20 protein-coding genes and 2 pseudogenes are annotated in these 22496 nt (G+C 58.2%); 13 read left to right on the top strand and 9 right to left on the bottom strand.

Annotated features, from left to right (window positions below):
• Positions 1-230, top strand: a 230-nt coding sequence (locus ACVWXZ_RS00880) for a transposase (RefSeq protein ID WP_457440321.1), incomplete at its 5' end; no start/stop codon positions are given.
• A 111-nt stretch (positions 231-341) separates the two neighbouring features.
• Here ACVWXZ_RS00880 and ACVWXZ_RS00875 read toward each other — a convergent pair.
• The gene (locus ACVWXZ_RS00875; RefSeq protein WP_457482018.1) at positions 342-1712 is read right to left on the bottom strand and encodes a dihydroorotase; all 1371 of its coding nucleotides are present in this window, start codon (positions 1710-1712) and stop codon (positions 342-344) included.
• A gap of 2 nt (positions 1713-1714) precedes the next feature.
• Positions 1715-3106: a histidine phosphatase family protein gene (locus tag ACVWXZ_RS00870; RefSeq protein WP_457482020.1), complete on the bottom strand. Its 1392-nt coding sequence runs from the start codon at positions 3104-3106 to the stop codon at positions 1715-1717.
• Positions 3107-3483: 377 nt separating this feature from the next.
• On the opposite strand from ACVWXZ_RS00870, the gene murQ reads away from it, so the two are divergent.
• From murQ to ACVWXZ_RS00845, 5 genes are all read left to right on the top strand, one after another.
• Complete coding sequence (gene murQ, locus ACVWXZ_RS00865; protein ID WP_457482017.1) at positions 3484-4413, top strand: N-acetylmuramic acid 6-phosphate etherase; 930 nt, start codon at positions 3484-3486, stop codon at positions 4411-4413.
• Positions 4414-4434: 21 nt separating this feature from the next.
• Complete coding sequence (locus tag ACVWXZ_RS00860) at positions 4435-5721, top strand: recombinase family protein (protein WP_457482016.1); 1287 nt, start codon at positions 4435-4437, stop codon at positions 5719-5721.
• Positions 5722-6092: 371 nt separating this feature from the next.
• Positions 6093-6929 (top strand): ferredoxin:protochlorophyllide reductase (ATP-dependent) iron-sulfur ATP-binding protein, encoded by an 837-nt coding sequence (gene bchL / locus ACVWXZ_RS00855; RefSeq protein ID WP_041437180.1) that lies wholly within the window; start codon positions 6093-6095, stop codon positions 6927-6929.
• Positions 6930-7097: 168 nt separating this feature from the next.
• Positions 7098-8075 carry a protochlorophyllide reductase gene (locus ACVWXZ_RS00850; protein ID WP_457402243.1) on the top strand — a complete coding sequence of 326 codons (978 nt, stop codon included), beginning with the start codon at positions 7098-7100 and terminating at the stop codon, positions 8073-8075.
• A gap of 40 nt (positions 8076-8115) precedes the next feature.
• The gene (locus tag ACVWXZ_RS00845) at positions 8116-9516 is read left to right on the top strand and encodes a ferredoxin:protochlorophyllide reductase (ATP-dependent) subunit N (protein WP_457402242.1); all 1401 of its coding nucleotides are present in this window, start codon (positions 8116-8118) and stop codon (positions 9514-9516) included.
• Here ACVWXZ_RS00845 and ACVWXZ_RS00840 read toward each other — a convergent pair.
• The 4 genes and pseudogenes from ACVWXZ_RS00840 to ACVWXZ_RS00825 form a co-directional block, all read right to left on the bottom strand.
• Positions 9513-9758 (bottom strand): hypothetical protein, encoded by a 246-nt coding sequence (locus ACVWXZ_RS00840; protein ID WP_414330709.1) that lies wholly within the window; start codon positions 9756-9758, stop codon positions 9513-9515. The genes ACVWXZ_RS00845 and ACVWXZ_RS00840 overlap by 4 nt on opposite strands.
• A 10-nt stretch (positions 9759-9768) precedes the next feature.
• A pseudogene (locus ACVWXZ_RS00835) lies at positions 9769-9952 on the bottom strand (hypothetical protein); the annotation flags it as partial.
• A 119-nt stretch (positions 9953-10071) separates the two neighbouring features.
• A complete protein-coding gene (gene hemL / locus ACVWXZ_RS00830) occupies positions 10072-11382 on the bottom strand; it encodes a glutamate-1-semialdehyde 2,1-aminomutase (RefSeq protein ID WP_457482015.1) in 1311 nt (436 codons plus the stop codon).
• An 81-nt stretch (positions 11383-11463) separates the two neighbouring features.
• Positions 11464-11739, bottom strand: coding sequence for a DUF4404 family protein (locus ACVWXZ_RS00825; protein ID WP_414349749.1), 276 nt, complete (start codon positions 11737-11739; stop codon positions 11464-11466).
• 215 nt (positions 11740-11954) lie between these two features.
• Here ACVWXZ_RS00825 and ACVWXZ_RS00820 point away from each other — a divergent pair, with 215 nt between their 5' ends.
• The 5 genes from ACVWXZ_RS00820 to ACVWXZ_RS00800 all read left to right on the top strand — a co-directional run bounded on the left by ACVWXZ_RS00820 (position 11955) and on the right by ACVWXZ_RS00800 (position 16350).
• The gene (locus tag ACVWXZ_RS00820; RefSeq protein ID WP_414409074.1) at positions 11955-12266 is read left to right on the top strand and encodes a hypothetical protein; all 312 of its coding nucleotides are present in this window, start codon (positions 11955-11957) and stop codon (positions 12264-12266) included.
• A gap of 30 nt (positions 12267-12296) precedes the next feature.
• Positions 12297-13043 carry an SIMPL domain-containing protein gene (locus ACVWXZ_RS00815; RefSeq protein ID WP_457439172.1) on the top strand — a complete coding sequence of 249 codons (747 nt, stop codon included), beginning with the start codon at positions 12297-12299 and terminating at the stop codon, positions 13041-13043.
• A 612-nt stretch (positions 13044-13655) separates the two neighbouring features.
• The gene (locus ACVWXZ_RS00810) at positions 13656-14846 is read left to right on the top strand and encodes a response regulator (RefSeq protein ID WP_457482014.1); all 1191 of its coding nucleotides are present in this window, start codon (positions 13656-13658) and stop codon (positions 14844-14846) included.
• Between the two features lie 47 nt (positions 14847-14893).
• Positions 14894-15418: a hypothetical protein gene (locus ACVWXZ_RS00805; RefSeq protein ID WP_457402232.1), complete on the top strand. Its 525-nt coding sequence runs from the start codon at positions 14894-14896 to the stop codon at positions 15416-15418.
• 65 nt (positions 15419-15483) lie between these two features.
• Positions 15484-16350, top strand: coding sequence for a shikimate dehydrogenase (locus tag ACVWXZ_RS00800; RefSeq protein ID WP_457441293.1), 867 nt, complete (start codon positions 15484-15486; stop codon positions 16348-16350).
• Positions 16351-16413: 63 nt separating this feature from the next.
• Here ACVWXZ_RS00800 and ACVWXZ_RS00795 read toward each other — a convergent pair.
• Positions 16414-17022: pseudogene (locus ACVWXZ_RS00795) on the bottom strand (type III glutamate--ammonia ligase); the annotation flags it as partial.
• Between the two features lie 74 nt (positions 17023-17096).
• Between ACVWXZ_RS00795 and ACVWXZ_RS00790 the strand changes: the two are divergent.
• Positions 17097-18338 carry an RNA-guided endonuclease InsQ/TnpB family protein gene (locus ACVWXZ_RS00790; RefSeq protein WP_457441284.1) on the top strand — a complete coding sequence of 414 codons (1242 nt, stop codon included), beginning with the start codon at positions 17097-17099 and terminating at the stop codon, positions 18336-18338.
• 71 nt (positions 18339-18409) lie between these two features.
• Complete coding sequence (gene ribH, locus ACVWXZ_RS00785; protein ID WP_011432636.1) at positions 18410-18994, top strand: 6,7-dimethyl-8-ribityllumazine synthase; 585 nt, start codon at positions 18410-18412, stop codon at positions 18992-18994.
• On the opposite strand, the gene htpG is transcribed toward ribH, so the two are convergent.
• Positions 18988-20847, bottom strand: a complete 1860-nt coding sequence (gene htpG, locus ACVWXZ_RS00780) for a molecular chaperone HtpG (RefSeq protein ID WP_457482013.1) — start codon at positions 20845-20847, stop codon at positions 18988-18990. The genes ribH and htpG overlap by 7 nt on opposite strands.
• Before the next feature lie 107 nt (positions 20848-20954).
• Positions 20955-22424: an LCP family protein gene (locus ACVWXZ_RS00775; RefSeq protein ID WP_457482012.1), complete on the bottom strand. Its 1470-nt coding sequence runs from the start codon at positions 22422-22424 to the stop codon at positions 20955-20957.
• Positions 22425-22496 lie beyond the last annotated feature (72 nt).

The following is a 22496-nucleotide window of genomic DNA, read 5'->3' as shown; positions in this document are numbered from 1 at the left end:
CGGATAAGTTGATTGAGAAGATAGGGGAAGCTCAAGCGGTTATTCCGCCTAAAAGGAATAGAAAGACGCAGCGGCATTATGACAAGCATCTGTATCAAGAGAGGCATTTAATCGAATGCTTTTTTCATAAGTTAAAGCAGTACCGGCATCTATTTTCTCGTTTTGACAAATTGGCCAGGAACTTCTTGAGTTTTCTCTATCTCGTCAGTGCTCTCTTTTGGCTCAAATGAAAGATCAACACAACCTAGTTTTGAATTAAGGACTCGTCCTGCTGGCGGGAAGGGATCCCCCTCTTTGAATTGGCTCTTTCTCCGGACAGGTCTTGTCGGCCTTCTTCGGGATCAAGGGGCAGAGCTGCGGGATGGGATCCCCTCGACATGGGTGTGCAACACCTTGCCGCACAGGGTTTTCTCCAGCCAGGGAGTCGCTGGCGATCGGGAGTGGAGAGTGGCAACAGAAACCGTCCAAGGGTGGGTGGGATCAAACAGCACCCAGTCGCTGTGGGGGGTGAGGGTGGGCGGATCTAGGTTTAGGCAGCGGGCCGGGTACAGGCTGAGGGCAGACCACAGTTGCAGCGCCGTCAGGGATCCCGTTGCCACCAAATGGTGCCACAGCAGCGGCAGAGCCAGCTCCAGGCCCATCGCCCCCGGCGGGGCATCGGCAAAGGGCAGGGTTTTCTCTTCGTAGGTGTAGGGGTGGTGATCCGTAGCGATCCCCAAGTTGCCGGAACGGATCCCGGCGATCAGAGCCTCTCGGTCGCCAGCGCTGGGAAGAGGGGGCAGGAGACGAAGGTGGGGATCGTAGCGATGCTCAAGGACGGCCTCTTCGGACAAGATCAGGTGCATCCAAGTGGCGCTGGCGGTAACCGGCAGTCCTTCGGCTTGGGCCTGTTGGATCAGCTCCAGGCTGCGGGCTTGGCTCAGGCGCATAATATGCACAGGCGGAGGGGAAGGAACGCTCCTGATCACCTCCAAGAGACGGGCCAGAGCGGCAGTTTCGGCACTGGCAGGGATCCCTTTCAGCCCTAGGCGCAGCGCCCAGATCCCTTCGTAGAGGCTACCTTGCCCGGCCAAGGTGGGATCCCAGGCCCAGAGCAGCAGGGGTTTATTCTCCAGCCGCAAATACTCCAGAGCCCGCCGCAGCAGAGCCAGGGAGCGCAGCGGCTGAACCTCTGCAAAACCAACTGCTCCCGCTTGCGCCAGTTCTCCCCAGGGGGTTGGGGTTTCTCCCTGGCCACCCACGCTCAGGGCAGCCCAGGGCAGCCAGCGGGGATCCCCCAATTGGCGGGGGTAGCGGTTCAAGTGCTCCGGGCGATCCAGCACCGGAAAAAAGCCGCTTCCGGGAAGGGGGGTGGGCAGAAGCCCCACCTGGGTAAAGCCTCCCGCCAAAGCCGCTGCAGCCAAAGAGGTCAGGGTTTCCCGACTGTGGGCCAGAAAGTGCTCCGCACCGCTTACGCGACCGCTGCCAACCATCTCGCCGCTGTGGGCATACAGATCCAGCAAACCCGGCCCCACTACCCAGCCTGAGCCATTGATGGTGGGGATGTCGGCAGGGATCCCTGCCGGCTCGGTGGCCCGCAGACGACCCTCCTGCAACCACACATCGGTTACTTCATCCCGCTGACGCCAAGGATCCAACAGGCGCACTCCCTGGAGATGCACATTTTGTCCTGTTAGTCGTCCTGTTAGCTCGCGGAGAGGGGATGAGCCCATCTTTACAAAGCTCCAGCGGTGGTGCAGTCCAAGATCTGGCCGGACAGATGGGTGGTGAGGTTCAACACCTTCAAAACCGGGGCACCCTCCTTGCCTTCTGGATAGTCGATCACCGTAATGGCGCCATTCCCCTGCTTGAAGATCCAAAAGGCTTGGGGGGAAAGGTCGAACAACTGACAGATGATCGCCTTGTTGATGGCATCGTGGGCAACAACAACCGCCGTGCCCTGAGGAAACTGGGCTGCGGTGATGGCCAAAAGCTCCTGCCAAGCGGAGCGAGTGCGCTCCCACACCTGGTGAAGGTTTTCCCCATTGGGCATCTGCACACTGGCGGGATCCCGTTGCCAGCGCTCCAGCTCGCCGGGGTATTCGGCTTCGACTTCGCTTTGCAGCTTGCCCTCCCAGTCGCCGTGGCAGATCTCTTGCAAGTCGGGCATTGGGCGCAAAATGAGGTTGCTGTGGTTGCTGCAGATGGCATCGGCTGTGGCCCAAGGGCGCTTCAGGGGGCTGGAGAAGGCCAGTTGCAGAGGTTGAGTGGCCAAAAATTCTGCCACCTTGGCTGCCTGTTCCTCCCCGGTGGCATTGAGGGGGATATCCCGCTGCCCTTGAAAACGGCGCTCTCGGTTCCATTGGGTTTCCCCATGCCGCACCAGCAAGATGCGCATCCCCTGCTTGCGCTTGGGCAGGGCTTGGCCGAGGTGAGCGGTGATGTTCAGAGATTCCAGTTGTGGCGGCCCCTGCAGGCCCTCGGGAAAATTGAGAACGCTGATGGCGCAGTTATCCTGCCCGAGGCGGTGATAGTGGTGTGGCCCCAGGCCGATGGCGGTGCTGACCAGGGCCCGATTGATGCCGCTGTGGCCCACGATGAGGATATTGAGGGTCTGTCTCTGGGAGGGATCCGCTCCATGGTTCCAGGGGCCCGAAGCCGATTGCAGATGGAAAGCCAGCATTTCCCAAAACCCCTGCGCCTGCTGCCAGAGATCCCGCACCGGAAAGCGGCCCTCTAGCTCCAGGGTGTCGGGATGGTGCCGCCACAGGTGGTAATCTTCGGGGTATTTCTCCTGCACCTCAGCAAAGGTCAGCCCTTCCCAGGCTGTCAGGTCGATCTCCCGCAGTTGATCGGTGATGTGCAGAGGGATCCCTTCTCGGTCTTTCAAAAGGATGCGAGCTGTCTCGAGGGCGCGAGACAGGGGGCTGCAATAGGCGCAATCCAACGGGATCCCGGCCAGGGCCTCGGCTACACGCTGCGCCTGCCCTTCTCCAGTGGGGGTGAGCCGGGAGAGATCGGAGCGGCCTTGAATGCGATTTTCCAGGTTGAAGGTGCTCTCACCATGGCGCACGATCAAGATGCGCAGGGCAGGCTGGTCGCGGTAGCGGGACGGAGTCCTTGCCATCGCTTGCACGGACTTACTCATCGCAGTAGCGGGACGGAGTCCTTAGAACACCTTCTAGAGTACCGCCACTGGGCGGCGCTCGCCTTCGTCAATTCACCGGTTGGGCTGCCGACTGAGGCGTATTTGGGCTGGTCGCCGCTTGTGATGGGGGCATCTTTGGAGAATGGCCGCGCTGCGTTTCCGCTGGCAGAGGTTTTGGTTGAATGGACGTTGGCGAAGGGGGCCGGCTTGGTGCTCCTTGCCCTTGTTGTGGTGCTGTTGGCGCAGTTTTTCCCTCCACTGCTCCCTCAGGAGAGCCCCCTGCCACCGATAGAATCCGAGAAGACAAAGTGTAGGATCCCTGAAGGCGGATCCCTCTTGCCTGGACAAGCGCTGCCATGGTTTCTCCACAATTGGCTTGGGATCCCGGATCCCTGACCGAAAGCCCCAACCCGGCTACAGCCGAGATCGACCGTCTCAGCACCTTGGAACTGGTGAAACGGATCAACGCTGAGGATCGGCGGGTGCCGGAAGCGGTGGCTGCTCAAGCAGAGCCGATTGCCCAAGCCATCGATGCCATTGCCGAGCGGATGAGTCGCGGCGGGCGGCTGATCTATATCGGGGCAGGAACCTCAGGTCGCCTGGGGGTACTGGATGCGGCTGAGTGCCCGCCCACTTTTGGCACTTCCCCCACCCAGGTGGTGGCTTTGATTGCCGGGGGGGAAAGGGCCCTGACCCAGGCGGTAGAAGGCGCAGAGGATGACGCGGAAGCGGCTGCCCGCGCTCTGGAGAGTCTCCACCTCCAAGCTCAAGATAGTGTGGTGGGAATTGCTGCCAGCGGTCGTACCCCCTATGTGCTGGGTGGGATCCAAGCCGCCACAAGTATTGGGGCGCTCACGATTGGCCTGGCCTGCAATCACCCTTCTCCTCTAACCGAGCAGGTGGACATTGCCATTGCCCCTTTGGTGGGGCCGGAGGTGATCCTCGGATCCACCCGCATGAAAGCCGGCACAGCCCAAAAGCTGGTGTTGAACACGATCTCCACTGGAGTGATGATCCGCTTGGGCAAGACTTATGGCAACCTGATGGTGGATCTCCAGGCCAGCAATGCCAAGCTCAAGCAGCGGGCGGAGCGAATAGTGGCTTTGGCCTGCGATCTGGATCCCGCCGCGGCTGCCCAATTGCTGCAGGCTTGTGATGGAGAGGTGAAAACCGCGATCCTTGTGGCCTTGCTGGGGTGCTCTGCTCAAGAGGCCCGTCAGCACTTGCAACAGGCCCAGGGCAACATTCGCCAGGTGCTTGATTCCGTTCTGGCGCAGCGGCGGTGACAATAGTTGAATGGCTTGTCCATGAGCGTTTGCGGCTACCTCTACACGCCTTCCCATGCTCCTTTGCCGGAACAGGAGTTGGCCTGGCTCAAGTTGCGAGGGGCCGATCCCATCCTGCACGATTGGGGATCCCGAACTCATTTGGAGGAGCTGTTCCGACGCATCACAGCCGGCTGGGTGCAGGAAGTGCTGCTCTTGCGCCTGGCGGATCTGGGGGATCGGGCGGATGAAATCCACGAGCGGCTGCTGCAACTCCAACACTCTGGGATCCGCCTCAGCTTGGTCACCGAATCCGGCCTGCAAACCCCCACCAAGGCTGCCGATTGGATCCCGCTGCTGGCCGAGATCCCCCATCAGTTGCAAAGCCGCCGCCTCTGCTGCAGCCAAGCCCAAAACCGCCTGGCGGGCAAACCCCCCCCTGGCCCTGCCCCCTTTGGCTACCGCCGCGAAGGGGAACGCTACGTGCTGGATCGCCGGCAGGCCAGCATCGTTCAGGATTTTTTCCAGCACTTTCTCCTCTACGGATCCCTGCGGCAGGCGGTGCGCTTCTTGGAGGAAAAACACCACAAGCGGATTTCTGTGGCCACCGGACGCAACTGGCTGCTCAACCCGGTATACCGCGGGGATCTGGCCTATGCCGACGGCACCACCCTGCGGGACACTCACCCGGCCCTTCTCAGCCGCACGGAAGCCGCCCAGATCGATCGCTGGCTCAAACGCAACCAAGGGATCCCTCGCCGCAGCGCCAGTGCTCCCCGCGCTTTGGCCGGCCTGGTTCATTGCTGCGCTTGTGGCAGCCTTCTGCGCATTGTGCAAACCACCCCTCGCAAGGGGAAAAAGAACGGATCCCCCTACCTCTATCTGCGCTGCCAAACCTGTCGCTACAGCCTCCCCTACACCGAAGTCCTGCAGGAGGTGATCCGGCAGGTGTGCGAACAACTGCCCCAACGCGCCCAGACGCTGGATCGACAAGCCCTCACCCAAGTCCGCCAAGAGCTGCAAGCCCAAATCCAGGCCAACGCCGAGCGGCTGCGGCAATTGGAAGAGCTGCAGCAATCTGGACTAATGGACGAGGCCTCCCTGGCCCAGCGTCGCTACCAGTTGCGAGCAGAGACGGCCCGCTTGGCCCAAAAGCTGGAGCAACTCCCCCCCGCCAACCTCACCCAGACCATCCAAACCCTCTCCATCCCGCCCTTCTGGCAAGACCTCAGCGAGACCGAACGGCGTGCCTACCTGCGGGAATTCCTGCGCAGGATCGAGGTGGATTCTGCAGGAGCGGTGCGAGTTACTTTTGCCTTCGATCCCTGAGAGCGAAGGGTTCCCCCCACCTTCCCCCCAGAATTGAGATCATTCTTGATTCTTTCTCAGCCCAGACCTGCCTCAGCGCCAAGCCAAGAGGACGGGATCAGCGCCATGGCATAGCTGAATCCTTCCCGATTTGGGTGAATTGTCATCTGGAATTGTTTTCTTTTGATCACTGATGAAAGTATATCTAAAACTAAAATCGGGAAAAACATCAAAAATCGACTTGAGAAGCCCTGGGAACTTTCTTAGGACCATTTGCAAGATCTGGGAACTTCTAGCTTTTTGAGGGATCCACCTTTATCCTTCGCAACAGTTCTCAGGGGGCGGGTTGGCTGCCGATAATGTCCTTTGTCCGCCCCATGGAGGAACGCGCTGTGAAGTTGGCAGTTTACGGAAAAGGTGGGATCGGCAAATCCACCACCAGTTGCAACATCTCGGTGGCCTTGGCCAGGCGGGGCAAAAAGGTCTTGCAGATTGGCTGTGATCCCAAGCACGATAGCACCTTCACCCTGACCGGCTTTCTCATCCCCACCATCATCGACACTCTGGAAGCCAAGGGCTATCACCACGAAGACATCTACCCAGAAGATGTGATCTACCGCGGCTACGGCGGCGTGGACTGCGTGGAAGCGGGTGGGCCCCCGGCAGGGGCCGGCTGTGGCGGCTATGTGGTGGGGGAAACCGTCAAACTCCTGAAGGAGCTGAACGCCTTCGATGAGTACGATGTCATCCTCTTCGATGTGCTGGGGGATGTGGTGTGCGGCGGTTTTGCGGCTCCCCTCAACTACGCCGACTACTGCCTGATCGTAACCGACAACGGCTTTGATGCCCTGTTTGCCGCCAATCGGATTGCTGCCTCGGTGCGAGAAAAGGCCAAAACCCGCAAGCTGCGGTTGGCCGGGCTGATCGGCAATCGCACCAGTAAGCGGGATCTGATTGACAAATACGTCTCGGCAGTTCCCATGCCGGTTATCGAGGTGCTTCCCCTCATTGAAGATATTCGCGTCTCGCGGGTCAAGGGCAAAACCCTCTTCGAGATGGCGGAAACCGATCCCAGCCTGGAGCCTGTCTGCCAGTACTACCTGAACATCGCCGATGAGCTGCTGGCCCGTCCGGAAGGGATCGTGCCCCAACCTGCCGAAGATCGGGAGCTGTTTGCTTTGCTCTCCGACTTTTACAACACTCCAGCCCGCCAACTGGCCTTGGTGTAAGGGATCCCCTGCCGGCTTGGGCAGTGTGTCCAAAGATGAAGCCACTGTTTCGGAAAACCGTCGCAAACCTTATCAATTTGTTGTCCGATCCGCTTTCCACTCCAAGATGGATCCTGCAGGGATCCCTGGGGATCCCGCTTTGGGAAGGAAATGGCACAGGAGTTGGATATGCAAGGACAAGAGCAACCCACCGTCGTGATTACCGGAGCTTCCTCGGGTGTTGGCCTATACTCAGCTTTGGCCTTGGCCAAGCGCGGCTGGCACGTGGTGATGGCCTGTCGGGATCTGGACAAAGCCTACCGGGTGGCCCAACAAGTGGGGATCCCCCAGGGCAGCTATACCCTGATGCAGATCGATCTGGCCAGCTTGGCCAGCGTGCGGCGGTTTGTCGAGCAGTTCCGCAACTGGGGCCGTTCCTTGGACGCCTTGGTCTGCAATGCCGCCATCTACATGCCCCTGCTCAAGCAGCCCCTGCGCAGCCCGGAAGAATATGAGCTGACCATGGCCACCAACCATCTGGGGCATTTCTTGCTCTGCCATTTGATGTTGGAGGATCTGAAACGCTCCACCTATCCAGATCGGCGGCTGGTGATCTTGGGCACGGTTACCCACAATCCCAAAGAGCTGGGGGGTAAGATCCCACCCCAACCCCACCTGGGGGATCTGCGGGGGTTTGCCCAGGGCTTCAAGGATCCCATCAGCATGGCCGATGGCGGCAAATTCGATCCGGTGAAAGCCTACAAAGACAGCAAAGTCTGCAATATCCTCACCATGCGCGAGCTACACCGTCGCTTCCATGAGAGCACTGGCATCACCTTCCTCTCCCTCTATCCGGGGTGTGTAGCCACCACGGCTCTGTTCCGCCATCACTATCCCCTGTTTCAAAAACTTTTCCCCTGGTTTCAAAAAAACATCACGGGCGGATTTGTTTCTCAGGAATTGGCCGGAGAGCGGGTGGCCCAAGTGGTGGCCGATCCCGAGTTTCGTCGGTCGGGGTTCTACTGGAGCTGGGGCAACCGGCAACGCAAGAATGCCAAGCCCTTTAACCAAGAAGTCTCTGACGAGGCGGCGGACGATGCCAAGGCCAAATTGCTTTGGGATCTCAGCGAAAAATTGGTGGGTGTGCCCCAGTTGGTAGCCCTCTAGTTGGCAACGTTCCCTTCTTTTATGTTTTTAGGAGACGAGCATGAATGCTGCTTTGGATAGTGCCAATGCCCTTAACTTTCAGTGCGAAACCGGCAACTACCATACCTTTTGCCCGATTAGTTGTGTAGCTTGGCTTTATCAAAAAATTGAAGACAGCTTCTTTTTGGTCATCGGCACCAAAACCTGTGGCTACTTTCTGCAAAACGCCATGGGGGTGATGATCTTTGCCGAGCCCCGCTATGCCATGGCCGAGCTGGAAGAGGGGGATATCAGCGCCAAGCTGAATGACTACGAGGAGCTGAAGCGGCTGTGCCTGCAAATTCAACGAGATCGCAATCCCAGCGTGATTGTTTGGATCGGCACCTGCACCACCGAGATCATCAAAATGGATCTGGAGGGCCTAGCCCAGAAGCTGGAAGGGGAGATCGGGATCCCGATTGTGGTGGCACGGGCCAATGGCCTCGACTACGCTTTTACCCAAGGGGAAGACACGGTTTTGGCCTCGATGGCTCAACGCTGCCCAGAGCAGGTGCGGGCAGAGGAGCAGGAAACCCGCGGGGGTCTCCAGGCGCTTTTTTACGGGCTCCGCTCCGGAAAAAAGAAAGAGGAGGAAGGCTTCCACAAGCATCCCCCCTTGGTGATCTTCGGCTCGGTGCCCGATCCGGTGGTGACCCAACTCACCCTGGAGCTGAAGAAACACGGGATCCGCGTCTCCGGCTGGTTGCCGGCCAAACGCTATGGAGAGCTGCCGGCCATCGAGCCGGGCACCTATGTGGTGGGGGTGAATCCTTTCCTCAGCCGCACGGCCACCACGCTGGTACGCCGCAAAAAGGCTAAGCTCATCACCGCTCCTTTTCCCATCGGGCCGGATGGCACCCGCGCCTGGATAGAAGCCATTGCCCGCGAGCTGGGGATCCCAACTCAAGGCTTGGCAGAGCGGGAAGCGGAAGTGTGGAGCCATCCCCAAGTTCGGGATTATCTGGAGCTGCTGCGGGGCAAGAGCGTTTTCTTCATGGGCGATAACCTGCTGGAGATCTCGCTGGCCCGTTTCCTGGTGCGCTGTGGCATGACGGTGCAGGAAATTGGGATCCCTTACATGGACAAACGCTACCAAGCGGCTGAGCTGGCCCTCTTGGAGCGCACCTGCGAAGAGATGGGAGTGCCCAAGCCCACCATCGTAGAAAAGCCGGATAACTACAACCAAATCCAGCGCATCAAGGTCCTGCAGCCGGATCTGGTGATCACAGGTATGGCCCACGCCAACCCCCTAGAGGCACGGGGGATAACCACCAAGTGGTCGGTGGAGTTCACCTTCGCCCAGATCCACGGCTTCGGCAACACCCAGGCTCTGCTGGAGCTGGTGACCCGACCGCTGCGGCGCAATGCTGCCCTCAAAGGCTTGGGTTGGGAACGGTTGGTGCGGGAAGAAGCCCCTGTCTAACCTTCCGGCTCTTCGTTGTCAAACAGTAGACCGTCCAGGTGATCTGGCAGTTGCTGCCGGTCGATCCAGACCATGCCCGCCAGAATAGCTTCGGCCTCGTTTTGAAAGTAGCCGTAGGCTTTGGTGCCAATCTCCGACTCGCAAGAGCCATCTTGCTGGAGCAGTCGGCAGCGAAAGATAAACCCCTTCTCTGTAGCTTGGGTGGTGATGCTGATACATTTACGCTGAACACTGCTGAACATCACTGTTCAACTATGCAGCGATAGCATTCTGTTTGTTTCCAACCAGAATGGCGGTATCCCGCAAAGCTTTGAGTAGAATACCCAAAGCGCAGTTTCCGTGTCGTCTTACTACCAATTTTCTGCTTTGCTTTGGCTACCATGTTGGCAGACTCGAAAGTAAACAGAAAGATCAACTGGTAGTAATCCGTACTGAACATATTATACATTATTTTCAGTATAGTTGAGCTTATTATTGACTAGAGTCATGCTCCAGTTGCGGTGGATGTGCTCGGCCATAGCAGGGATCCCGGCTCGCGAGGGGGTAATTGTCAACTCAGAGGGTGCTCAACACCTCTCGCGCGGCGGCTAGGGTTTTCTCCACATCGGCCTCTGTGTGGGCCAGGGAGGTGAAGCCGGCCTCAAATTGCGAGGGCGCCAGATAGACTCCCCGCTCCAACATGCCGCGATGGAAGCGGGCAAATTTCTGCAGATCGGAAGTCTTGGCCTCTTCGTAGTTGCGCACTGGGCCGGCAGTAAAAAAGAAGCCAAACATGCCGGGCAGATAGCCCCCGCACATCTCATGCCCCGTTTCCCGTGCGATCTGCAATAGCCCTGTTGCCAACTTCTCGGTAATCCGCTCCAGGTACTCGTAGGTGCCCGGACGACGCAAAATATCCAGCGTCTGGATCCCTGCTGTCATGGCCAGGGGGTTGCCGGAAAGAGTCCCTGCCTGATACATCGGCCCCGCTGGAGCCACCATTTCCATAATTTCTCGCCGACCGCCGTAGGCCCCCACCGGCAGGCCGCCGCCGATGACCTTGCCCAGGGTCGTTAAATCGGGGATGACCCCAAACTTGGCCTGTACACCGCCATAGCTGATGCGAAAGCCGGTCATCACCTCGTCAAATACCAGCAGGGCCCCGTACTTTTGGGTGAGATCTCGCAAGCCTTCCAAGAAGCCCGGCTGGGGGGGAATAAAGCCGGCATTGCCCACCACCGGCTCTAGGATGACTCCGGCAATGGAGTCGGGGTGCTGTTCAAACAGGGCCTTGACTGCCTCCAGGTCGTTGTAGGGAGCCGTCAGCGTAGCGCTGGTAGCTGCCTTGGGCACCCCCGGCGAGTCTGGCAAGCCCAGCGTGGCCACCCCCGAACCGGCTTTCACCAAAAACATGTCCGCATGGCCGTGGTAGCAGCCCTCAAACTTGATCACCTTTTCCCGACCGGTATAGGCCCGCATCAAGCGCAGCACCGCCATGCAAGCTTCAGTGCCGGAATTGACAAAGCGCACCATCTCCACACTGGGCACCGCCTCAATGACCCGCTCCGCCAGTTCATTTTCCAGAACGCATGGGGCGCCGAAGCTGGTGCCTTTCTCCAAAGCTCGGCGCAGAGCCTCAATGACCTCGGGGTGGGCATGGCCGACAATGGCAGGCCCCCAACTGCCGATGTAGTCGATGTATTGGTTGTCGTCCACATCCCAGGCGTAGGCCCCTGAGACGCGGTCGAACACGACGGGATCCCCGCCCACCGACTTGAAGGCCCGTACCGGAGAACTCACTCCCCCCGGCATGAGGCTTTGTGCCCGGGCAAAAATCTGCTTGGAGCGGGTGGTGTTAAACGAGGTGGAGTGGAGAGTGCTGGTCATAGAGCATAAGGAGCTTTCAACGCATTACCAAGGCTAGCAAGCAAGGGAGCTTTCTGGTGAGCCCTTTTACGGACCCTGAACCTACAAACCCATCCCTGCCAGTGTGTCGATCACCTGCTCCAGGATCAGGGTGAGGTTGGGATGCGAGGTCTCGAACAGGCCCAGCGCCTCTCCAATGCGATCTCTATGCCCTTGGCTCTGTTTGCTCTCGGTTCGGGATCCCAGATCGGCCAGCACCGCCTCCACTTCCTGGCGAATGGCGGCAATTTGCTGTCGCTGCTTTTCATCCAAGCCAGGGGTTTTTTGCAGCTCAACATCCAGATCGTGCAGCAGTTGTCGCAGTTTCGATTCGGCCATTCTTTCGGCCATTCTTAAAGAGACCTTAACGACTTGAGAACCGATTGAGTTTTGACCACCCTGCCTCGATCATACGGCCTGATGGGTTGAAGCAGGGATCTCTTTGTCCAAGGTCTGAGGGCGGGTGAGGCGACGAAGGTGAACTTTGACCGCCGGGGATCCCAGCATTGGAGCAACCTTTGTAGGATGGGCAGTAGAGTCTATCCCCATGTCTGATGTCTGAGCTGGCATTGGCCCTAGTAGGGGCGGCGGTTGCTGCTGCCCTTTTCGTTGGGATTTTCGTCTGGGAACAAAGACGCAGCCAAGAATTGCTGCAGCGGTGGGCGGCAAAGCAGGGCTACTCCCTGTTGAGCCAGGAGGCACGGTACTGGCGGCTGGGGCCTTTTTCCGGGAGCACTTCCAAGTATCAACGGGTATTCCGTGTGCGGATACGGGATCCGTGGGGGCAAGAACGCACCGGCTGGGTGAGGTTAGGGAACTGGTGGCTGGGGCTTTTGTCGGATCAGGCTGAGGAGCGGTGGGAGTAGGCTGGGATTGAACCACAGAAGGGGAAAGCAATGAACGGGATCAGGGGTTGGAAAGGGCTGAAGGGGGTAGCGTGGCTGGGCCTGGTACTGGCGGTGGCACTGTTGGGTTGGAACATAATCGCCGGAGGTGGAGCGATGGCCAGTCCTGGTGAGGGATCCCGAATGTTGACGGTTACAGGGCAGGGATCGGTCTCGGTGGAGAACTCCATTGCCCTCATTCGCTTAGGGGTAGTCATTCAAGGGGAGACGGCGCAATCGGTACAACAACAGGTGGCAGAACGCTCAGAGCGGCTGGTCAATCGCCTCAAGGAGCTGCAAGTAGGCGCTCTACAAACCACCGGCATTTCCCTCTACCCGCAATACGACTATCGGGATGGCCAACCTCGCCTAACGGGTGTACAGGGGCAAAACAGTCTGCAATTCGAGGTGCCTGTGGCCAGAGCTGGGCAAGTGCTGGACGAAGCTGTGGCCGCCGGAGCCACCCAGGTGGAATCGGTCAGTTTCCGGGCCGATGAAGCCACCCTGTTGGAGGCGCGCAGCCGCGCCCTAACCCAAGCCGTGCAAGATGCCCAACGTCAAGCCCAGGATGTGCTGGGGGCCTTGAACCTGAGCATCCGTTCCGTCGAGCGCATCCAGATTCAGAGCGATGGCTACATGATCCCGCCGCCGATCCCCTTTGCCCGCGCCGACTATGCCCGTCTAGAAACGGCATCCACACCGGTGGAGGGGGGACAGCAAACCGTGCGCGCCCAAGTCACCCTCGAGCTCCGTTACTGAGCCTCTGCTCTGTTGCCTGGAATGATTCACAAATGTTCACCGCATGGATTTCAGCTCTCCCGCCAAAAGATTCCTACTCAGGGCAAGCCTTGGACAGCAACAGACACCGGCTCCGCAATGATCCGTCAATAATCCAATTACTTGGTTATGGTCATTCCAAACTAGATTGAGACACTCCCCAGGCGTTCCGCACTGCTGCCCAAGCGCTCCGTGCTGCCCAAGCGCTCCGTGCTGCTTCTGGAAACCACCCTCACCCCCAACCCCTCCCCCAGAAGGAGTCAGCCCTCACCCCCAACCCCTCTCCCTCTGGGAGAGGGGAGTTGGGAAGCGATGCAACAGAAATGTTTCATTCCTGTTTATTTAAATGACTATAATTTAACCAACTCGGCAAAGTTGAAGCGGCTGCTGTTTGCTACCGCATTAGAATAACGATGGAAAGTTGCGGGTAGTTTGCTTTCCCGGATTTTCTCGCCATCCTGCCTCAGTTTGTCTATGGATCCCAGACCGGAGAGCGCTAGTGCAGCTCCTGCGCCTGAGAAGGCGAAACTCGTCTCTGGCAGAAGTCAAGACGGCAGTCTGCAAGCCCGTGTACTGATTGTGGATGATAGCTACATGGTGGCAGAGATGCTGTCCAACTTTTTGGGCAAGCAGGGCTGCAGTATTTCTTATGCTTTGGATGGCCTCTCCGCGCTGGAGCAAATTCGCCGCCAACCCCCAGATCTGATCATTGCCGATTGGGTCATGCCCTCCCTGAACGGCCTAGACCTGTGCCGTCAACTGCGGCAACTGCCGGAATATGCTTGGGTGTACTACATCATTATGACTGCCCGCGAGGGCAACGATAGCATGGAGCGGGCTTTGGAGGCAGGCGCCGATGAGTTTCTTTCCAAACCCTTTCAGGCTGCAGAGCTGCTGACGCGGGTGCGGGCAGGGCTGCGCATTGTAGAAAGTCGCCGCCAGCAATATCTGCTCAAAACTGGGCAAAAATCTCCTCCCTCTCCCCCCAAGTCGATTGGTTTGGAGGTGGGTAACCGTCAGGATTTGGTGGCTCGTTTGCCGCTGCGGGTGGCCCAGGCCCGTGCCCAATCGGAACCCCTCAGCTTGTTTGTGCTGCGCTTGGCCAACCTCGGTTCTCTGGCACAAGAGCTGGAAGCCGACGGTCGGGGTGCTCTTCTCAAGCTGTTTAGAGAGCGCCTGGCCAATAACCTGCGCGATGGAGACGACCTGTTTTGCTACGACGAGGGGCAGTTTATCATTCTGCTGCCGGGGAGCACCTTGGCTGCTGCGCAAATGGCTGCCGAACGCTGCTGTCAGCGGATGATTCAGGATCCCTTTGTGGTGAATGGGCGGGCGCTGCCGGTGCAGCTCCAGTTTGGAGCGGCCAGCCTCATGGACAGCGATGATCCCAAGGGGGTGGCTCTGTTGCGTCGGGCTGCCCAGGCTATGCGAGATAGCAGGAATGTGCACAGCTCGGTGGTGACTGCTCCCCATCCCATCCCAGTTTCCGACCGCGTCAGCGGAACGGAGTCCTCAGAGCTGCTGAAACGCCTGCAGCGTCTGGAAAAAGAAAACGCCGAACTGCGCCGAGAGCTGGAGACTCGCCTCAGGCAGATTGAGGATCTCCGCCAACACCATCAAGAGCTGAGTCGAAAGATGCAGGCTCCTGCACCGGAACTGTCCACAGCGGGATCCCTGGCCCATAGACCCTTGCGCTTGCGGCGGCGAAAACTCCGGCAGCTTTGTCTGAAGCGTCAACTGAGCCGTAGAAGACCGCGCCTGGCCTTGGGGCGGCTGAGCAGGTAGTGATGGGCTGAGCGAACGGGAGAGACGGAAGGGAGGTGCAAAAGGCTATGATGGGCATTCTTCAGGGTCAAGTGGCCGGATCTGGGATCTGGAGACCGGCAGGAAGATGGTTCCTAAACAACATTGAGCTCATCTTGACGGCGGTAGGAATAGGGGTGATTCTGCTAAGTGGTTTTGTGGCCAGCCGCAGCGCTTTTAAGGACTCGGTCCCGCTGACGCGAACGGTGGAGATGGCAACGGCGGTCAGCGCCACTTTGGTAGGGGTCGTCCACGGGATCCTCTTTTGGCTGTTGCGACGGCGACAAAGATGGGTAAGGCAGGAGGCAATCCGACAGATTCGGGAAATGCTGGAAGATTTGGGCAAAAACCGCCTGCAAACCATCAAGATGAGCTTATACATGGTGCAGATCCATCAACCGGAGCAGGAAGAGCGAACCCGAAAAAGCTTTGACCGCGTTTATCAGATCCTGGCGGAGATGAGCACCTTGATCGACCACATTTCGGAAGAATCGTTGGCCGGCTGGCGCCATCGCTACCGGCAGACTCTGCAGCGGGTTGAGTCGGAGTCTTAGTAGTTTTTAAATCGTCTTTAAATCTTGAGTGGCTTAAGGGATCCCTTGAGGAGTTGGCTGAGCCGGTGGACGGTCGGATTTCGGGAAGCACCCAATTGCTTGGTCTGGTTGGGGATCCGGTGGCCCACAGCTTATCCCCAGCCATGCACAATGCTGCTTTGGCAGCTATGGGGGAAAACTATTGCTATGTGCCGTTTCCGGTGGCTCCAGAACACTTGGCGGCGGCGGTGGCAGGGCTGGCGGCCATTGGGGTGCGGGGGTTTAATGTGACGATTCCTCACAAACAGGCCATTCTCCCTTTGCTCGATCAGATTGAATCGCGGGCAGCAGCGGTAGGGGCGGTGAATACGGTTTACCCCTTGCCAGAGGGCGGGTGGGCGGGCACCAATACCGATATCGATGGCTTTGTGCAGCCTTTGCTGGGTCTGGAAAAAGGGATCCCCACCCTCATTCTGGGATCCGGGGGGGCAGCGCGGGCGGCCATCCAAGGCTGTTTGGAGTTGGGGCTGGGGCCTGTGCGGGTGGCAGGGCGATCCCCCAACTCATTGCTGGCCTTGCGACAGACTTGGCCGCAGGTGGAGACGGTGAACTGGGCGGAGTTGAATTGCTACCTGTCTCAGACGCGGCTTTTGGTCAACACCACCCCCGTGGGCATGCACAAGCCGGGATCCCCTGGCGGTCAGGAGCTCTCTCCCCTGAGCCGGGAGCAACTGGGCCTGCTGTCTCCGGGTGCCATCGTCTACGACCTGATCTATGTGCCGGATCCCACTCCTCTGCTGCGGATGGCCGCCGAGTTGGGACATACCCCCATCAGTGGACTAGAGATGCTGGTTCACCAGGGGGCCAAGGCCCTGTCGCTTTGGCTGGGAGGCAAGCCTGTGCCGGTGGAGGTGATGCGGCAGGCAGCTCAACACCAGTTGGCCCAGGTTTAGGGTCACTCCAGGCCAGTTGGAAGCCCTCTCTCAAGGTGTAATGAGATAACAACAACTACCGGGCTAGCAATCCAAGGTTGTTTCCCGCTCCCAGGGCGTGATCTGACGGTTGTATTCCTGCCATTGTTGGCGTTTGAGCTTGAGGTAGGCATTCACAAAGGGATCCCCCAGCCTGCTACGGAACAGGGTACTTTGGTCTAAGTGGTTGAGGGCTTCGACCAAAGAGCCGGGCAACGTTGGGGCATTGGGGAGGGGATCCGTGTAGGCGTTGTTGTCACAGCGGGGGCCAGGATCCCGTTGGTGTTGGATCCCGTCCAGACCGGCGGCAATGAGACCAGCAGCCAAAAGATAGGGATTGGCGGCAGCATCGGCCAAACGCAATTCAAACCGCCCGGCATCCGGGATCCGAATGGCGTGGGTGCGATTATTGCCGCTGTAGCTGATCGTATTGGGAGACCAGGTGGCCCCAGAGAGCGTGACGGGGGCATTGAGGCGACGATAAGAATTGACCGTCGGGTTGGTGAGGGCACACAAAGCAGGTGCATGGTGTAGCACCCCGCCGATGAAGTGATAGGCCAGTTGAGAAAGCCCCAATTCCCCTTGAGGATCGGCAAACAGGTTTTGTTCGCCTTGCCAAAGAGAAATATGGGTGTGGCAGCCGTTGCCCGTCAGCTAGAAATCGCAGGAGCCCCGCACTGTACCCGTAGGGTCAGTGTCGGGAGGAATGCGGAAGTTATGATAGAACCATGACCCAAGTCCTGACCGTCCCCTGCAAGCTCAAGGTGTCCCAGTCGCAAGCCGCAAAGTTGGATGCGACAATGGATGCCTTTGTGCAGGCGTTGAACTGGGTCAACCAAAACACACCAGAAAAAGTAGTCAACGCAGTCAAACTCCAGTCCCTTTGCTATTACCAGATTCGCGCTCGGTTTGGCTTGTCCAGTAACTTGGCAAGGACTACGTCCCGCTTACGCGACCAGCAGGTCTGCAGACGGCTGGCCGGTGCCCGTAAAGTTGCCCGACAGAAAAACCGTCCGGTCAAAGCGTTCAAAGGGGACTTCGCTACCTACGACGCTCGTATCTTTTCGTTTCGCGAGAAAGACTGGACGGTGTCGCTGACCACGGTTGGGGGTCGAGAGCGCTTTGAGCTGGCGATTGGCCGTTACCAGAGAGAACAGTTGGCAGGCTCCAACCCCAAATCCGCCACTCTGGTCAAGCGCAAAGACGGTTTCTACTCCATTCAAATCTGTGTGGAAACGGAACCGTGCCCACCGCAAGGCACGGATAGAGTGCTAGGCGTGGATTTGGGAAGGACGGATATTGCTCATACGTCAGAAGGGGATAACTGGAATGGACAGCAGTTGAACCGAATCCGAGACCACTACTCCAAGCTGAGGGCGGCACTCCAACGTAAAGCCAGTAAGGGCACCCGCAGTTCGCGGCGCAGATGCAGAGAACTGTTGCAACGGCTGTCTGGCAAGGAGAGACGCTTTCAGTCGCGTCAGCGTTGCGTAGCAAAAACGTGGGTCAATCATCGCATCTCCAAAGCTATTGTCTCTAGGGCAAAGACCACAAACAGCGCTATTGCCCTGGAAGACCTGACAGGGATTCGGGAAAGGGTCAATCAACAGCCACGCAGCAAAGCTGAGCGCCGCAGAACCAATAACTGGGCGTTCTACCAGCTTAGGATGTTCGTGGTCTACAAGGCTGCCATTGCCGGAGTACCTGTGGTGCTGGTTCCGCCTGCCTACACGTCGCAGACCTGCCACCGGTGTTTGCACATCCATCCCGATCCTACGCAATCCTATCGCAGTGGAAAGAAGTTTAAGTGTGGACACTGTGGATGGGAAGGGGATGCGGATTTGAATGGTGCGAATGTGATTGCGCTTTTGGGGGCTGCTGTAAACCAGCCTAGAGGTTCGTGGTTGGCTTGCCAACTGCAGGGCTACCGAAAGCCCGCCCTGTACTGCGAAGCAGTCAGGGTCGGGTAGTTTACTGAATTAGGATGGGAAAGCGTGGTTTTCCGCTTGTTCTTCTCTTGGGTAGATCTGGAGCAGCGTAGATGGCAGTTTACGAGGGCAATTTTGTTCAGACGGAGGATCTGCGTCTAGCCATCGTCATCGGTCGGTTTAACGACCTAATCACTGGCAAATTGTTGGAAGGGTGCCAGGACGCGCTGAAGCGGCATGGTGTGGATGTCGGCCCGGAGAGCAAGCAGGTGGACTACTACTGGGTGCCGGGCAGTTTTGAGGTGCCTTTGCTGGCCCACCAACTGGCCCAATCTCGCCGTTATGACGCCATCATCTGCCTGGGGGCAGTGATTCGCGGGCAAACTCCCCACTTCGACTATGTGGCGGCGGAGGTCTCCAAAGGCATTGCGGCGGCAGGATTTCGTACCGGAGTGCCGGTTATTTTCGGGATCCTCACCGCCGATACCCTGCAGCAGGCTCTGGAGCGGGCCGGGGTCAAGAGCAACAAAGGTTGGGAATACGCCATGAGTGCCCTGGAGATGGCGACGCTGATGCGCCAAGTTGCCCCCGTGCTCCAAGGCAGCTACGGCCACAGCGGCAACGGGGCCGGATCCCGTCCGTCTCTGCCCGGTGGAGCGGAAGCCCTGCAGTCTACCCTGGACAGCGCTGCCTATTGAGGGCGGGTGAGCCGAGTCAGCACTTCGTTGGAGCGCTGCACAAAGGCCCGCGCGGCTGCTGGGTCAAAGCTTTTCTGGGTAATCAAAGCCAAATCGTAGATGTGATTGCAGATGAGGTGAACCAAGTCGGGATCCCGACCCTGATCGGCAAGAGACTGTAGGTTTTGGATAAGGGGATGGGCCGTGTTCAGAACCAGCGTGTGCTCTTCCAGAAACTCCAGCGGCTTCTGCTGGATGACGGCGTTGAGCTCCTGCAGGCGCCGCAGCGTCTCCGGTAGCAAGATCATGGCCGGAACCGACTCCGATTTAAGGGCTTCTGCTTGGATCTGCAACTTGTCTTTGCCCAGGGCCTGCCGAAAGAGATCGACCAACTTTTGGCTGCGGGTTTTTTGCGTGACCGGATCCACAATTTCGGCGGCTTTGTCTTTATCCACCAGCGTTTCATCCAGCTCAGAGTCCACCCGCTTAAATTGGATCCCTTCTTCTTTGTATTCCCGCTCCAAAAAGCTGCTGAAGTGGCTGTCGATCCAGCTATCCAGCATGATCACTTCCAGTCCTTGAGAGCGGTGGAGATCGATGTAGGCACTCTGGGCAGCCTCATCGGTGGCGTAGTAAACTCGCTTGTTTTGCCTATCGCGGGTGCGCTCTAGGTATGCTTTCAGGGTCACATATTCGGGTTTATCGGCAGGGGATCCGGCCACTCGGAAAATGAGAATATCCTTAATCTGGGCAAAGAACTTGTCGTTGTTCATCGCCCCAAACTTCATAAAGAGGCTGATGTCGGGCCAGACCTTGACGTATTTTTCGTAATCTTCCCTGTACAGTTCATTGAGACGATCCGCCACCTTTTTGGCAACGTGATCCCCAATGCGTCTTACGGTGCGGTCATTTTGCAAGAAGCTGCGGGAGACGTTGAGGGGAATATCCGGACTGTCGATGGCCCCCCGCAGAGGTAGGAGGAACTTGGGGATGACTTCCTCACAGTTATCTTGGACAAAGACTTGATTGCAGAACAGCTTGACTTGACCCTTGGTGGGATCAATATCCGGGCGCAACTTGGGAAAATAGAGGATCCCTTGCACGATGAAGGGATAGTCGGTGTTGATGTGTACCCAAAAGTGGGGATCCTCTTGGAAGGGGTAGAGGTAGCGATAAAACTCTAGGTAATCCTCATCTTTGAGTTCGGAAGGTGAGGTTCTCCACAGGGGCTTTTGCTTGTTGATCACTTCCCCGTTTAACTTGATGGGAACGGGGATGAAATCGCAGTATTTACGAACCAATTCCCGAATGCGGCTTGGCTCCAGGTATTCTTCATTTTCGGGGGTGATGTAAAGGGTAACGGTGGTGCCGATGCTGGAGCGCTCAGAATCGGAGAGGGTAAAAGTAGTGGTGCCGTCACAAGCCCACTTCACCGGCGTGCTGCCGGGCCGATAGGAGAGGGTGTCGATCTCCACCCGCTGCGACACCATAAAAGAGGAGTAGAATCCTAGACCAAAGTGGCCAATGATTGCTTGCTCTGCGTCTTTGCCCTTGTACTTTTGAATGAACTCTTCAGCGCTGGAAAAAGCCACCTGGTTGATGTATTTTTTCACTTCCTCGGCAGTCATGCCAATGCCGTTATCGGCCACCGCTAAGGTCTTGGCCTCCTTGTTGAGGGCAATCGTAATCTCCGGCTCTGGGAGATCCGCCACTTCGCCGGCAAGGCTGGCCATCTTCAGCTTGGTGATGGCATCAGCAGCATTGGAGATCAGCTCCCGCAAGAAGATCTCTCGATCCGAGTAGAGAGACTGCTTGATGATGGGAAAGATGTTCTCGGTGTGGATGGTGATGGATCCCTGTTCCAGCACGGTCATAGGTGGCTCAGCACTCAAACAAGCTCAGTGCTAATCTACAGAGACCGAAAAGTCCCCGACAAGCAGGCTCTTTTTCGGAAATCCGCACTCGCAACCGAACCGGCTCTCTAGAGCTGAGCTGCTCCGGGCGGAGCTTGGGTTTGGCCGTTGGCGTCAGCGGCACGGAGTGCTTCATCCAAAGCCAACTGTTGAGCCCAATCTTGGCCGACTCGAATGGTGACATCGGAGTTGAGAACGCCAGTAGATTCTACCCGCACTTCTCCCAGGCCAATAGCGGCGCGGATCTGTTTAGCCCCCTCCCGATCCCCGCTCTGGGCGAGGATCTCCGTTTGCTGCAGCACCTGAGTGCTGTCTTCCACGGCAAAAGCATGGACGTATCCTTGTCTCACCAATTCTTGCACCATACGACGGGCCATCCCCGGCTCTCCGGTCGCGTTTTGCACGGCTATGCGCAGGCGGTGTGGAGGAATGCGGGCTACCTCTGCCTCCAGGCCAAAGTGGGAGACGGCCACCCGTCGGATCCCGGCTGGATCCGGCAGCCAGTAGCTGGTGGAGAATTCTCCCGGCTGGCTGAAGCGGCCCGGCAACAGCACCAGGTCGATGCGATCGCCCCCAGAGGTGAGGACAAACTTGGCCAAGCTCAGAACCTCTTCCCAGGTGAGGTTGGTATCGAGGTTGGTGCGGATAACCTGCAAAATCTTTGGGATCCGCGGCCAGACAGCAGGGGAGAGCAGTTCCCGGCTCAGGGCCCGCAGCAATTCCTGTTGCCGTTGCACCCGACCGATATCCCCCAATCCCAGGTGATCGCGGCGAAAGCGGGCAAAGTGGTGGGCTTGTTCCCCGTTGAGGCGTTGCCAGCCGGGCTCCAGGTGGATGAACAACTGCTGGGTGTGATCCACGTATTGCATCGGTTCCGGCACGTAGATTTCCACGCCGCCCACCGCATCGATCAGCTTTTCCAGAGCGTCGGTATTGAGGCGAATGTAGCGGTCAATCGGGATCCCACCCATCAAGTGGCTGACCACCTGAGCCGTCAGCGCCGGGCCCCCTGCCAAGTTGGCAGCATTGATCTTGGCCACACCAAAGCCGGGCAAGCGCACACGAGTGTCGCGGGGGATGGACAAAACGGTAATCCGCCGCGCCTGGGGATCAAAGCGGGCCAAGAGAATGGTGTCGCTGCGGGTGTGGAAGCGATCTCGCTCTGTGGGCAAGGGCAGGCTGGGATCCGGGTTGTCCGTGCCGAGAATGAGGATATGCAACGAGCGATCCAGAGCCGCAGCCCGTAAGGCATCGGGACGGAAGGCTTCTTGTTCTGCAGGTGTGAGGGAAGTTGGGATCACCTGACGGGGCAACATCACGGCCAAGAGGGCACCGGCAGAACCCGCCAACACAGCCGTGAACCCCAACAACAGCCAGAGGATCCCCTGACGAATAGCCTGCTGACGAGCTGCGCGGACACGGTCAGGACGGGGGGGATAGTGGAAGGAGGGCATCAGGTCAGACCAGGTCTCGCGAGCGCGTACAGGAAAGGGTGTACTGTCTGGGTGGTGTTGCCAACTCCACCAATTTAAGGCCATGTTATCCCATCCTTATTCCTTAGAGTTGTCTAGACCCAACTTCACAGTGGGATCCCTGCAGCCGTTGTCGGG

The organism is Thermostichus sp. MS-CIW-38, from assembly GCF_054058415.1.
The sequence above is the reverse complement of the archived record's forward strand: the minus strand, read 5'-3'. Positions and strand labels throughout refer to the sequence as shown.